General features: G+C 70.2%; 13 protein-coding genes and 1 riboswitch. Of the genes, 7 read left to right on the top strand and 6 right to left on the bottom strand.

The window, feature by feature from the left end; translation table 11 throughout:
- The first annotated feature begins 137 nt into the window (after window positions 1-137).
- Window positions 138-620 carry an NUDIX hydrolase gene (locus tag H1R19_RS20935; protein ID WP_188328222.1) on the top strand — a complete coding sequence of 161 codons (483 nt, stop codon included), beginning with the start codon at window positions 138-140 and terminating at the stop codon, window positions 618-620.
- Between the two features lie 17 nt (window positions 621-637).
- Here the strand turns inward: H1R19_RS20935 and H1R19_RS20930 are convergent, their stop codons facing one another.
- Together H1R19_RS20930 and thiE are read right to left on the bottom strand one after the other, a co-directional pair.
- Window positions 638-1,027: a hypothetical protein gene (locus H1R19_RS20930; RefSeq protein ID WP_219851823.1), complete on the bottom strand. Its 390-nt coding sequence runs from the start codon at window positions 1,025-1,027 to the stop codon at window positions 638-640.
- 439 nt (window positions 1,028-1,466) lie between these two features.
- Complete coding sequence (gene thiE / locus H1R19_RS20925) at window positions 1,467-2,189, bottom strand: thiamine phosphate synthase (protein ID WP_219850058.1); 723 nt, start codon at window positions 2,187-2,189, stop codon at window positions 1,467-1,469.
- 47 nt (window positions 2,190-2,236) lie between these two features.
- Window positions 2,237-2,348: riboswitch (TPP riboswitch) on the top strand.
- Between thiE and thiO the strand changes: the two genes are divergently transcribed.
- The 6 genes from thiO to H1R19_RS20895 all read left to right on the top strand — a co-directional run bounded on the left by thiO (window position 2,342) and on the right by H1R19_RS20895 (window position 8,938).
- Window positions 2,342-3,424: a glycine oxidase ThiO gene (gene thiO, locus H1R19_RS20920; RefSeq protein ID WP_244970786.1), complete on the top strand. Its 1,083-nt coding sequence runs from the start codon at window positions 2,342-2,344 to the stop codon at window positions 3,422-3,424. It overlaps the preceding riboswitch by 7 nt.
- Window positions 3,421-3,621, top strand: a complete 201-nt coding sequence (thiS, locus tag H1R19_RS20915; protein ID WP_188328219.1) for a sulfur carrier protein ThiS — start codon at window positions 3,421-3,423, stop codon at window positions 3,619-3,621. The genes thiO and thiS overlap by 4 nt, the downstream gene beginning before the upstream one ends.
- Window positions 3,614-4,444: a thiazole synthase gene (gene thiG / locus H1R19_RS20910; RefSeq protein WP_280527223.1), complete on the top strand. Its 831-nt coding sequence runs from the start codon at window positions 3,614-3,616 to the stop codon at window positions 4,442-4,444. Before thiS ends, thiG begins: the two co-directional genes overlap by 8 nt.
- 40 nt (window positions 4,445-4,484) lie before the next feature.
- Complete coding sequence (locus H1R19_RS20905) at window positions 4,485-5,498, top strand: ABC transporter ATP-binding protein (protein WP_244970785.1); 1,014 nt, start codon at window positions 4,485-4,487, stop codon at window positions 5,496-5,498.
- Window positions 5,495-6,241, top strand: coding sequence for an ABC transporter permease (locus H1R19_RS20900; RefSeq protein WP_219850057.1), 747 nt, complete (start codon window positions 5,495-5,497; stop codon window positions 6,239-6,241). Before H1R19_RS20905 ends, H1R19_RS20900 begins: the two co-directional genes overlap by 4 nt.
- Before the next feature lie 78 nt (window positions 6,242-6,319).
- A complete protein-coding gene (locus H1R19_RS20895; RefSeq protein ID WP_188328217.1) occupies window positions 6,320-8,938 on the top strand; it encodes a LuxR C-terminal-related transcriptional regulator in 2,619 nt (872 codons plus the stop codon).
- A 13-nt stretch (window positions 8,939-8,951) separates the two neighbouring features.
- Here the strand turns inward: H1R19_RS20895 and H1R19_RS20890 are convergent, their stop codons facing one another.
- The 4 genes from H1R19_RS20890 to H1R19_RS20875 form a co-directional block, all read right to left on the bottom strand.
- Complete coding sequence (locus tag H1R19_RS20890; RefSeq protein ID WP_219850056.1) at window positions 8,952-9,638, bottom strand: phosphoribosyltransferase; 687 nt, start codon at window positions 9,636-9,638, stop codon at window positions 8,952-8,954.
- Window positions 9,639-9,650: 12 nt separating this feature from the next.
- Window positions 9,651-10,124: a nuclear transport factor 2 family protein gene (locus H1R19_RS20885; protein WP_188328215.1), complete on the bottom strand. Its 474-nt coding sequence runs from the start codon at window positions 10,122-10,124 to the stop codon at window positions 9,651-9,653.
- Window positions 10,121-10,987 carry an SCO6745 family protein gene (locus H1R19_RS20880; protein WP_188328214.1) on the bottom strand — a complete coding sequence of 289 codons (867 nt, stop codon included), beginning with the start codon at window positions 10,985-10,987 and terminating at the stop codon, window positions 10,121-10,123. Before H1R19_RS20880 ends, H1R19_RS20885 begins: the two co-directional genes overlap by 4 nt.
- Before the next feature lie 63 nt (window positions 10,988-11,050).
- Window positions 11,051-12,160, bottom strand: a complete 1,110-nt coding sequence (locus H1R19_RS20875; RefSeq protein WP_244970784.1) for an EamA/RhaT family transporter — start codon at window positions 12,158-12,160, stop codon at window positions 11,051-11,053.
- Window positions 12,161-12,194: the final 34 nt, after the last annotated feature.

Genomic DNA, 12,194 nt, shown 5'->3' with positions numbered 1-12,194 from the left:
GTTCATCGGCGCCGCGGTGTCGCCTCGTGGTTTGCCGTGTTCCTGGCAGGTCGTGCGCCACTCACTTACGGTGGAAGCCAACCCGTCACTCGACCCGACACAGGGGCAGACGGGGACGGGGTGTGCGAGGAGGAGTGGTGCGCGGAGACGGCGACGGTTGGGTGATCGATCCCGACGGCTCACGGTATTGGGGTGTCCACGGTGCGGCCGGGCTCCTCCTGCGGGCGCCGCTGCCCGAGGGTTCGACGGGTGTGCTCTTGCAGCATCGCGCCGCATGGTCACACCAGGGCGGAACCTGGGCGCTGCCCGGCGGAGCCCGCGACTCGCATGAGGGCGCGATCGACACCGCGATCCGTGAGGCCCAGGAGGAAGCGGGCATCACCGGCGACGACCTCCGGGTGGTCGCCGCGGTCGTCACGCATGAGTCCCCCGGCGGCTGGACCTACACCACGGTGATCGCCGAGACCGACGAGCCGGTGCGCACCGTCGCCAACTTCGAGTCGACGGAGCTCCGCTGGGTCGACGAGCAGCGCGTCGACCAGCTCCCGCTGCATCCGGCGTTCGGGCTGGCCTGGCCGACGCTGCGGGCACGCATCGCGATGCTCGACCCCCAGGGCTGACCCGTCGGCCCGCGTGCTCAGCGCGCAGATGAGCTGACGCGGCCGGCGTCGAGCCGGTTGGCTCCGGCGATGAGTGCGTGGACATTCGCCTCGTCGCCGCTCGTGCCCTCGCCGATCGCCCACGCCTGGCGGCCGTCGTTTTCGCAGAGCAGGAATGTGGTGATCAGGCCGTCGACCTCACGTTGGTGCAGGCGGACGATCTGCACCGGTGCGCCGATGCCGTGCAGGATCGACGTCATCGCGCCGACCGGGCCCGCTGCGACGGCCGACATCGAGATGATGCGGTCGGCGACCGCGAGGGTCGCCCGGCATTCGACCAGGTCCTGCCTGCACCGTTCGACCGACCACGAACCCAGCCGGATCGTGCCGCTCGACGCGTATGCGTCGGTGAACGATTGCCAGGTCATGCCGGTGGTCTCCTCGCGCAATCCCGTCGGGAGCGGGCCGCCGAAGCGAGCGGCGAAGGTGTCGCTCGCGGGCTGGGCGCGGACGTCATTCCGTGAACGGTGCTCATCGCACGAACAGGAGTGGGAGGACTGAGGACGTGTGTGCATCTCGTGAGTCGATTCCGGTCGAAGAGAGGATGACCGACGAGAGAGCGCAACCGACCCGCAGCGGGGGGTCGGTCAGATTCAGACCCCGCTGCGGCGGGCTACGAGTGCGCTCGAGATGTACGACATGATCGGTCCAGCTTAGACCCGGCCTCGAACGCAGGCAAACGACTTCCGCACCGCCCTCGCCGACCGCCCCGGCCGAAAACTGGCCCCGTAAACCGCCCTCAGGAGGGGCGTCGACGACGATATGTGTCCGGTCCACCCGACCGGGGTGGTTTCCAGGGGCGGTTTCCTACAGCCGGCCGAGGAGCTCCCGGGCGGCGGCCGCGGGATCGTCGGCCGCGGTGATCGCACGGACCACGACGATGCGCCGTGCGCCTCGGACGGTGACCTCGGGTACGCGCGCGGCATCGATCCCGCCGATGGCGAACCATGGTTTCGTGGGTTGCGCCGCGGCAGTGGAGGTCACGAGATCGAGGCCGGCGGCGGCGCGCCCCGGCTTGGTCGGCGTCGTCCAGCACGGTCCGACGCAGAAGTAGTCGACGTCGGGGTCGGCGTTGGCGGCGGCGGCCTGAGCGGGGTCGTGCGTCGACAATCCGAGAACGACATCGGGCCCGACGACCCGCCGGGCGGCCCGCGGCGGAAGGTCCCCCTGGCCGACGTGGAGCACGTCCGCCCCGGACAGGGCCGCGATGTCGGCCCGGTCGTTGACGGCCAGCAGCGCGCCGTGCGCCTGTGCGACCTCCCGCATCCCGGCGAGGATCGCGAGTTCCTCACCCGCCTCGAGGGTTCCGAACTCCCGCTCACCGGCCGAACCCTTGTCGCGCAGCTGCACCACGTCGACGCCGCCCGCGAGTGCGGCGTCCACGAAGTCGAGCAGGTCGCCCCGCTCGCGCCGGGCGTCGGTGCACAGGTACAGCCGCGCCGAGTCGAGGCGCCGACGGCGGTCGGCGCCCACGCCGTGTTCAGGGAGTCGGGAATCTGCGGACCGGGAATCGTGGGGCGGGGTCGTCACGGCGCCAAGGCTAGCCGCCCGCCGCACGGACGGGAGGTAGGGTGATCGTACGAACACACGGGAGCCCGGGTCGGCCGGGCTGAGAGTGCGGGACCCCTCCGCTGACCGTCGAACCTGATCCGGGTCATTCCGGCGAAGGAAGGTGATTCCACGTGAGCCATCCCGACCGTCGTCCTGCCGTCGGCAGCTCTACCGGCCGCGGCCTGATCGTCGTCGGCGGCGGAATCATCGGGCTGACCTGCGCACTCGTCGCGGCCGACGCCGGCTGGCAGGTCCGCGTGCTCGACGCCGGTGCCGCCGAGCGCGCGTCGTGGGTCGCCGGGGGCATGCTCGGTTCCCTCGGGGAGGGACATCCCGGCGAGGAGGCGGCGCTCGCGCTGTCGGTGGACTCGGTCCGCCGCTGGCCGGCACTGATCACACGTCTCGGCGATCCCGGCGTCGTGACGGCGACGGATTCGCTGTTCGTCGCGGCAGCCGCGGCAGACGCCGAATACCTCCGGCATCTCGCGGACTTCGTCTGGGCACGCCGGCCGCAGACCGACGCCACGCTCGAGGCCGTCACCGCCCGCGACATCCGCGCCCTCGAACCGTCGTTGAGCTCGCGTCTCGTCGGGGGTTACCGAGCCGCGGGGGAGTGGTCGGTCGACAACCGGCGGCTCCTGAGCACCCTGCGGTCGGCGGCCACCGCGGCCGGGGTGCAGCTGGTCGACGCCCGTGTCGACTCCCGCGCCGAGCTCGACGCCCTCGCCGGCCCCGACACCCAGGTCCTGCTCGCGGCCGGCCTCGGGACCCCCGCGCTGTGGCCCGACGCCCGTCTGCACGCGGCCAAGGGAGAGATCCTGCGACTTCGCCGAACCCGGTGGTCGGTGCCGCCGCCCGAGCACGTCATCCGCGCGCGGCTGCACGGCCGAGCGGTCTACCTGGTACCCCGGAACGACGGAATCGTGGTCGGCGCAACACAATACGAACCCGAGGGGAGTGCGGACCGGCAACCCCAGGCGGGTGGCGTCGCCGACCTGCTGGCTGACGCGATCGAGGTCATGCCCGGTCTGCGCACCTACGAGCTGACCGAGGTCGCCGCCGGTCTGCGACCCTGCACGGCCGACGGACTGCCCGTCGTGAGACGCGTCGACGCGCGGACGGTGGTCGCGACCGGACACGGCCGCAACGGCATCGTGCTCGCGCCCGGGACCGCGGAGACTGTTCTGTCCATTCTGGAAGGAGAAGACCGATGAGCATCACGGTGAACGGTGAGAACGTCGACGTCGGGTCCCACACCTCGGTGGGCGATGTGGTCGCCGGGCTCGGCCTACCCGATCGGGGGATCGCGGTGGCCGTGGACGGCACGGTCGTCCCCCGCGGACGCTGGGCCCAGCACACGATGACCGACGGCGCCGTCGTCGAGATCGTCACGGCGGTGCAGGGTGGCTGAACCCGGGCTTCCCGTTGATCCGCTGCGTATCGCGGGCCGTGAGTTCTCGTCGCGGCTCATCACCGGGACCGGCGGTGCGACCAATCTCGCGACCCTCGAACGGGCACTGGTGGCCTCGGGAACCGAACTGACCACCGTCGCGGTGCGCCGCGTCGACGCCGGTTCCGGCACCGGCGTGTTCGACCTCCTGCGGCGCCTCGACATAGCGGTGCTGCCCAACACCGCCGGATGCCACACCACCGCCGAGGCCGTGCTCACCGCGCAGCTCGCCCGCGAGGCGTTCGACACCGACTGGGTCAAGCTCGAAGTGGTCGCCGACGAGCGCACCCTCATGCCCGACGCCATCGAACTCGTCGATGCCGCCGCGGCTCTCGTCGCCGATGGATTCGTCGTGCTCGCCTACACCAACGACGACCCCGTGCTCGCCGCTCGCCTCGCCGATCTCGGGGTGGCCGCGGTGATGCCGCTCGGTGCCCCCATCGGGACCGGACTGGGAATTCTCAACCCGCACAACATCGAGATGATCGTCGATCACTGCGCCAATCGGTTCGACGCACCGCTGCCGGTGATCCTCGACGCCGGGATCGGCACCGCCAGCGACGCGGCGCGGGCGATGGAACTCGGTTGTGACGCCGTCCTTCTGGCCACCGCGGTCACCCGGGCCGAACATCCCGAACAGATGGCGACCGCGATGCGCCACGCGGTCGTCGCCGGGCGGTTGGCCGCGCAGGCCGGACGGATCCCCAGGCGGTTCTGGGCCCAGGCGTCCTCGCCCGCCCCCGAACGGGACCGCGCGTACACGCCCGACAGGCCGTCCGAATGACACACCGGGCCCATCGACGATCGACGGCTATGGTCGAGGCGTGCTGCGGGTAGAGAATCTGACGAAGGACTTCGGCGGTCATCGCGCCGTCGACAACCTCACCTTCGAGGTGGGGCCGGGTTGTGTGACCGGATTCCTCGGGCCCAACGGGGCGGGTAAATCGACAACGATGAGAATGATGCTCGGCCTCGACCGTCCGACGTCGGGATCGGCCACGGTCAACGGCCGGCGCTACCGGGACCTCGACCATCCTCTCCGTCAGGTGGGTGCGCTGCTCGACGCCCGCTGGGTCCACCCGAATCGCAGCGCGCGCTCCCATCTCCGCTGGTTGGCTGCCAGCAACCAGATCCCCGTCGCCCGAGTCGACGAAGTGCTCGAGACCGTCGGCTTGTCGGCGGTGGCCAAGAAGCGTGCCGGCGGGTTCTCGCTCGGGATGTCGCAGCGTCTCGGGCTGGCCGGCGCGCTCCTCGGCGACCCGCACACCCTGCTGTTCGACGAGCCGGTCAACGGCCTCGACCCCGAGGGCATCGTCTGGATTCGCGGCTTCATGCGCGACCTCGCCGCCCAGGGCCGCACCGTTCTCGTGTCCAGCCACCTGCTCACCGAGATGTCGCTGACCGCTGACCATCTCGTGGTCATCGGCCGGGGACGCCTGATCGCCGACTGCTCGGTCACCGAGTTCACCGGCCGGGCGCGGCACTCGGTGCGCGTGCGCGGCCCGCAGCTCGAGGTGCTGCACACCGCGCTCGTCGCGGCCGGGCTGAATCCCGCTCCCGGCGACCCGGATCCACAGGGGCGTCCGGTGATGCGGGTGCCCGATGCGACGACAGATCAGGTCGGCGACGTGGCAGCCGCCGCAGGTGTCGCTCTGCACGAACTCACCGCCGAGTCGGCCTCCCTGGAAGAGGTGTTCATGTCGATGACCGCACATGCCGTCGACTATCACGGCGGAAACCCGGCCGGCGGAGGGCAACCCGCGGTGGCCCGGTCCGCGCCAGCCCAGTCCGCGGCAGCCCAGCCCGGACCGGTGCGAACCGGGGGAGAGCGCCGATGATCGCCGCCGTCAACGCCGAACGCATCAAACTCGCCAGTACCCGGTCGCCGTACTGGTGTCTGGGCGTCGTGTTCGTCCTCGGGGTGGGCTTCGCCGCGCTGCTGGGTGCCCTTCTGAGTGGCGGGCACGGCGAACCCGGTGAGATCGACAGTCTCACCGACGATTTTCTGATCGGACTCGACCAGTTCGGGGTGGCGGTACTCGCCATCATGGCCGTCCTCGGGATCACCAGCGAATATCGCTTCGGCACGATCCGTCCCACCTTCGCCGCCGTACCCGGGCGGCCGTCGGTGCTGATCGCGAAAGCGGTGGTCTTCGGCGGACTCGCCCTGGTCGTCACCGCGGTCGTCGCGCTGGTCGGTGTGGTTCTCGCACAGGCACTCGCGGGACACGGTATGGCACTGGGTGGTCCGGAAACCGCCCGACACCTGTGGGGCACCCCGGTTTTCGCGATGCTGTGCGCACTGGTCGGTCTGGCCGTGGGTGCCCTCGTGCGACATTCGGCCGGGGCCGTCGCGATCGTGCTCGTCTGGATGCTGGCGCTCGAACGCATCGTCTCGGTGCTGCCTCGCGTGGGCGAGCACATCGCGCCGTTCCTGCCGTTCCTCAACGGCTGGAACTTTCTCGCCGGTGGTGACGACTCCTTCCACTGGAACGCCTACGGATCGTTGCTCTACTTCGCGGTGTTCACCGTTGTGCTCCTCGTGGTCGCCGCGGTGGTCACCGATGCCCGGGATGCGTAGTTCGGTAGGCCTGTCCGACACATATTGGTCCGTCGGCGACGCCCGCGGTGGCGCCTCAGCAGACTAAAATCCCCGGATATGTCCACGAATTGGCCGCTTGTCGAGCGCGAGCGGGAGTTCCGCACGATCCAGGCCGCCCTCAGTGGTCAGACGAGTGGTTGTGGTGTTGTCCTGACCGGCGATTCGGGAGTCGGCAAGACGACGCTCGCCCGACATGTCACCGCCGAACTGCCCACCGGTGTGCGCTGGGTGGCCGGCACGGAATCCGCGCGCTCGATTCCGCTCGGGGTGTTCGCCCACCTCGTCGGCCCGGCGACGTCGAGTGATCCGGTCACCTACCTGGCCGCGGCCCGCGAATCACTGCTCGCCGCCGGCGACGTGGTCATCGGCGTCGACGACGCTCACCTGCTCGACGAGCTCTCGGCCACTCTGCTGCATCAACTCGCGATCGATCGCGCGGTGCACATCGTGGCGACCGTCCGCAGCGGCGAAACGGTCCCCGATGCCGTGACGTCGTTGTGGAAGGACCACCATCTCACCCGGATCACGTTGTCGCCGTTCACCAGAGACCAGAGCGTCGATCTCATCGAGTCGGTACTCGGCGGCCAGCTCGAGGAGCATTCGGCCACTCTGATGTGGGACGCCTCGGGCGGCAACGCGCTGTTCCTGCGGCACCTGGTCGACGGCGCCCGGCAGGCCAACACGTTGCGACAGGTCAACGGGGTCTGGCAGTTACGCGGGCGCGCCGCGATCACCTCGGAGCTCGCGTCGTTGCTCGAGGGACGCATCGAACAGCTCGACGCCTCGGTGCTCGATGCTCTCAAGTACCTGAGCCTGTGCGAACCGCTCGACATCGATGTCCTCGCCGAACTCGCCGGCGAGGAGGCGGTCGAGCAAGCCGAGATCGCCGGCCTGGTCCGCATCACACGCGACGGCCGCCGCCTCGACGTCGCATTCCACCACCCGTTGTTCGGCGAGGTCATCCGCGGGCGACTCGGGCAGCTGTCGTCCCGGCGACTCCGCGGACGGCTCGTCGAAGCACTCCGGTCACGTCCGACGCGCACGCCTGCCGAACGGATTCGGCTCGCCGACCTCGCCATCGAGAGCGACGTCGAGATCGACCTCGCACTGGTGCGCACCGCGGCCCGTGACGCGCTGAACCTGGCACAGACTGCCCTGGGGGAGCGGTTCGCCCGCGCCGCACTGGCCGAGGGTGGTGGCCTGGACGAGGCAGAACTCCTTGCGCGAGCGCTGATGTGGCAGAGCCACCCCGACGAGGCCGAGGAGATCTTGTCGCGGTTCTCCCCGGACGATCTCGACGAGGTGCAACTCGTGCGGTGGGGAACGCTCATCATCGGCAACACGTTCTGGGCGCTGGGCGACGCGGACCGCGCCGAAGAGTTCCTTCGGCTCGTCGGCGAGCGGGTCACCGATCCGGGTCTGAGGCCCATCGTCACCGGGATGGCGTCGGCCTGTGCTCTCTTCGAGAACCGCGTCGACGAGGCGATCGCTCTCTCCAACAACATCTTCGACGAGAAGACGTCGTTGCCCTGGGCGGTCGAGTGGGCGGTCTTCGGCGGGAGCCTCGCACGTGCGGTCGCGGGCCGGGGTGGCGAGGTCAGCGTGCTGGCAGCACACGCGCGCGAGGTCGAGGTCGACGGATTGCTGCGGTTTCCCACCGGGTTCGGCGAGACACTGGCCCTCACGCTCACCGGCCGGCTCGACGACGCGGCAGCTGCCGCCGACCGCCTGGCGACCGCGGCGCAGACCGCCCAGTATCTCGGGTGGGCCATGTCCGGGGTCCTGGTCGCGGCCGTGGAACTCGCGCGCGGATCGTGCGCGACGGTCATCCGCCGCATGGAGCAGACGCTGGCCATCCTCGACAGTGGACAGTTCTCCGAGTCATGGAACTTCCCGGCCCACATATTCCTGGTCCAGGCCCTCAGCGCACTCGGGTTGTCCGATCGCGCCGCGGAGGCATTGGCCAAGGCGCAGAGTAAGTCCGGGAAACATGTGGCGGTCTTCGGGCCGATGCTCTCGATCGCCGAAGCCTGGCAGGTGGCCTCCGCCGGCACGATCACCCCTGCCGTCGAACTCGCCCATCGAGCCGCCGGGGACGCGCGGGAAACCGCGCAGTTCGCGATCGAGGCCGAGGCGCTGCACACCGCCGCGCGCTTCGGGGACACCGGCGTCGCGGAGCGGCTCGCCGAGTTGTCCCTCGTCGTCGACGGCCCGCTCTCGGACATCTATGCGCGCCACGCCGCGGCGCTGCGAGATGGCGATGCCGTCGAACTCGACCTGTGCTCAGCCGATTTCGAGGAATGCGGGGTGCGGCTGTCGGCCGCCGATGCGGCGGCACAGGCAAGTGTCCTGCACGACGCGGCAGGTAAACGGTCGGCGACGGTCGCCTCGGCCGCGGTGGCCAACCGGCTGGCCTCGCAGTGCGGCGGACTGCGCACACCTGCCCTCGTCTCCGCGGCGCAACCCCTGCCGATCACCTCACGCGAACGCGAGATCGCGAACCTGGCCGCAGCGGGCCTGTCCAACAAGGAGATCGCGCAACGGCTCACCGTCTCGGTGCGCACCGTCGAAGGACATCTGTTGCGGGCGTACGCCAAGCTCGACGTGAACGACCGCGCCGGCCTCGCCGCACTCCTGCTCAAAGACTCTCGGGGTCAGGATGGTTCGGACTCCTGAGGGTGCCGGGCCGCTACTCCCGTGACTGGTCCAGCGCTGCGATGACGGCGGCGTCGTCGACCTGTGTGAAGTCCTCATAGGAGAGACCGACGGCGTGGAACGGCTCCGGTGTGCTGAGGACGACCACCTCGCTGACACCTCGATCACGCAGGGGCGCAATCGAATCCGAGGGTGCTGTTGGCACCGCGACGATCACCGCCGCCCCTCCTGCCTCCCGCACCGAGTCGATCGCCACAGCCATCGTGGAACCCGTGGCAAGTCCGTCGTCGACCAGCACGACCGGCCGGCCGCGGACGTCGAGCCGCGGCCGGTCACCGCGATAGAGCCGTTCCCTGTCGTGCAGGATGCGCCGCTGGCGGTCGGCCGCCGAGTCGAACTCGGCGGCCGAGACGCCGAGACGGCGTGGGATGTCGTCGTTGACCACGAGGTGGTCGGCGGTCAGTGCTCCCATCGCGAACTCCTCGTGCCCGGGCGCCCCGATCTTGCGGACCACCAGCACATCCAGATCGCAGGCGCCGGATGCGTCGGCGATCGCGTCGGCAACCTCCCGGGCGACGGGGACACCACCGCGGGCCAGACCCAGGACGAGCGGTGTCGGGCCCGTCCCCGGTGCCGGCGACCGGGAGCGCAGCACGGCGGCCACCCGCGCCCCCAGGCGACGCCCGGCGTCGAGCCGGTCGGCGAAGATGCGTGGGGCCATCGGGCACCGCCGTCAGAGGTTCACCGCGGGCCCGACCTTGAGCGCGAAACTCGGCAGATCCGCGAGCCCGATCGTCGCCTCGTAGGTGCGGTCGTAGCCAGTGGCGCTGATACGCCAGCCATCTGCGGTGCGGCGGTAGGTGTCGTCGTAGAAGGCGGCGCCGATGAGCATGAACGAGAACTCGGCGACGATCACGCGGTCCTGCAGATACCAGCGTCCGCGTGCGGTGTCCGCACCGTCCGGGTTCGGGTGGATCTCGATCTCGGGGTGGGCCACCCGGTGCTCGGTGATGACCGCGGGGCCCACGTTGGTCCGCATGTACCCGACCAGTTCGTCGCGGTCGGAGAACGACAGTCCCTCACCGTAGTTGCCGGTGACGTCCTCGGTCAGGGTCTCGGCGAAGGCGGCCCAGTCCTTGGTGTCGAGTGCCCGGAGGTAGCGGTACTTGAGGTTCTCGATCGCGCGGAGATCGTCGGCCGTGCTCACTTGTGCCTCGTGCCCGGGAGGACGCCGGCGTCGATGACGGCCTTCACGATCGGGCGGGTCCGGTCGATGAGGTCATCGGTTCCGGCCCACAGCGATTCGCCCGCGGCGTCGGTGGTGGCCTCGATGTCGTCGTAGACCGCGGCCCCCTGGGCGGTGAGCCGGTGGCCGTCGTCGACGCGCTCGGCGAGTCCCGCCTCGACGAGGCGGTCGACGCTGTCCTCCCAGTCCTGCTCGGAGTAGCCGCGGGTCAGCAGGACGACACGCTTGCCCATGGTGCGGCGCCGGACCGTCGGGTCGGGGAGTTGTGCCTCGTGGAAGACAGCGGCGTCGAATCCGTCGAGCCCGTTGAGTACGAGCGCCGCGATGTGGTTGTCGCCGCGCCACTCCCGCAGCACCGCGACGGCCTGCCACAAGCGGAGACGAGCGGTGTCCGGGGCCGGCAGTGCCGCCCACGCGGCGGCGAGCGGACGGCCGCCGAGGGGTAACCCCGCGGCGAGATCGGCGTAGCCCGAGGCCAGTTCGTCAAGGGCGGCGTCGTCGGCCGACCCGCCCAGGATCTCGCGCAGCGAGTCGTCGAGCATCCGGTTGCGGCGCTCGTGGACCCGATCGAGACCGGCTTTCACCGCGGCATCCCAGCTCTTGGAGACCAGTTCGGGATTGAAGTTGTAGAACGCCGAGGAGACGACCGGGGCCGAGCACGCCCCCAAGGGGGCCCCGCGCGCGCCGAAGTAGAAGGCGTATGGATCGAGGCCGGTGTCCGACTGCGCCGCACCCAGTCCCGGATTGAAATAGGCCAGGATGTGGAAGGGCTCGAGTGTTTCGTAGGCGCGCCGGGCAGCGGAGCCCGTGCTGGTCGGTGTCATCAACCCACCCTCGCGACCGGGACCCCGACTGTCAACACCCTCGACGCTGTCCGCCGATCGGGTTCAGGGCCGGCGCGCGTCGCGGGTGCCGACGGAGTTGTCGTCGGAGTTGTCGTCGGACTGCCACGGTTGCGGGGTCGGGTCGGGCGCAGGCGGTGGCGATGAGTCCGATGCCGGTTCGATGATGTCGGTCCGGGCCGGGGTCGTGGTCGGTTGCGTGGTGAGGGTTTCGGTGTCGGGCTCCTGCCTGCCGCGTCGCCAGCCGCCCTTCATCGGCGGTGCCTCACCGAGATGGTCGGGGTCGACCGAGCCGTACCAGGCCACCAGCACCGCACCCACGACCGCGCCGAAGAATCCCAGGATCGCCAGCCAGCCGAGACCCGGTTTTGCCGTGTCCTCCAGGAACACCACACCCACCAGGCTGGGGCCGGCGGTTTCACCGACCACCAGCACCGCCGTGACACCGTTGACCGCGCCGAGCTGCAGGGCGACGGTCTGCACATAGAAGCCGACCGCGCCGGCGACCGCGATGGTCCACGCGGCGGGATCGGTCAGCAGCGCGACCGCGTCGAAGGGCTGCACGCCGTCGAGGATGCGGACGGCGATGGCGATGATGCCGAACAGCAGGCCCGCCGACGCGCCACCGACGATGGCACCCGCAGGGCCGAGGTTGTAGACACCCACCAGGGCGAGCGCGCACAGTGCGAGGGTCGCGATGAACAGTCCCCAGTGGAAGCCGACCTCCTCGCCGCCGCCGGTGTGGTGCGAGGAGGAGACACCCAGCAGGCACAGCGACATGACCACGAGCCAGATGGCGACCCATTCTCGGGTGTGCAGCGCGATGTTCAGGATGATCGTGCCGAGCAGCGCGGTGATGACGAGGTTGGCCGAGACGATGGTCTGCGAGAGGAACAGTGGGAGGAATCGTGCCGCCAGTGCGCCACCGGCGAAGCCGAAGACCACCATCGTGGTGCCGAGGATGAAGGCCGGATCGACGAAGGTGGACATCGTCGAGGAGAGAGTCGGTGCGCCGGTCTCGGTGGTGATGCCCTCGCCCTCTTCGGCTGCGGCCTCGGCCACGCGCCGGGCCCCGAGCGCACGCAGGACGGTCGACATCCCGTAGGCGACGGCGGCGAGACATGCGGCGATGACGCCGACCACGAACAGCTGCATGCCTCCTCCAACCCAGCTCGGAGGTCCCACCAGG

This window comes from Gordonia jinghuaiqii (genome assembly GCF_014041935.1).
Taxonomy (GTDB): Bacteria; Actinomycetota; Actinomycetes; order Mycobacteriales; family Mycobacteriaceae; genus Gordonia; species Gordonia jinghuaiqii.
The sequence above is the reverse complement of the archived record's forward strand: the minus strand, read 5'-3'. Positions and strand labels throughout refer to the sequence as shown.

Bases quoted from the DNA above. Each gene is read 5' to 3' on its own strand.
- H1R19_RS20875 (WP_244970784.1), bottom strand. From the start codon at position 12,160: ATGCAGCTGTTCGTGGTCGGCGTCATCGCCGCATGTCTCGCCGCCGTC.
- H1R19_RS20895 (WP_188328217.1), top strand. From the start codon at position 6,320: ATGTCCACGAATTGGCCGCTTGTCGAGCGCGAGCGGGAGTTCCGCACG.
- H1R19_RS20890 (WP_219850056.1), bottom strand. From the start codon at position 9,638: ATGGCCCCACGCATCTTCGCCGACCGGCTCGACGCCGGGCGTCGCCTG.
- H1R19_RS20930 (WP_219851823.1), bottom strand. From the start codon at position 1,027: ATGACCTGGCAATCGTTCACCGACGCATACGCGTCGAGCGGCACGATC.
- thiS (WP_188328219.1), top strand. From the start codon at position 3,421: ATGAGCATCACGGTGAACGGTGAGAACGTCGACGTCGGGTCCCACACC.
- H1R19_RS20900 (WP_219850057.1), top strand. From the start codon at position 5,495: ATGATCGCCGCCGTCAACGCCGAACGCATCAAACTCGCCAGTACCCGG.
- H1R19_RS20880 (WP_188328214.1), bottom strand. From the start codon at position 10,987: ATGACACCGACCAGCACGGGCTCCGCTGCCCGGCGCGCCTACGAAACA.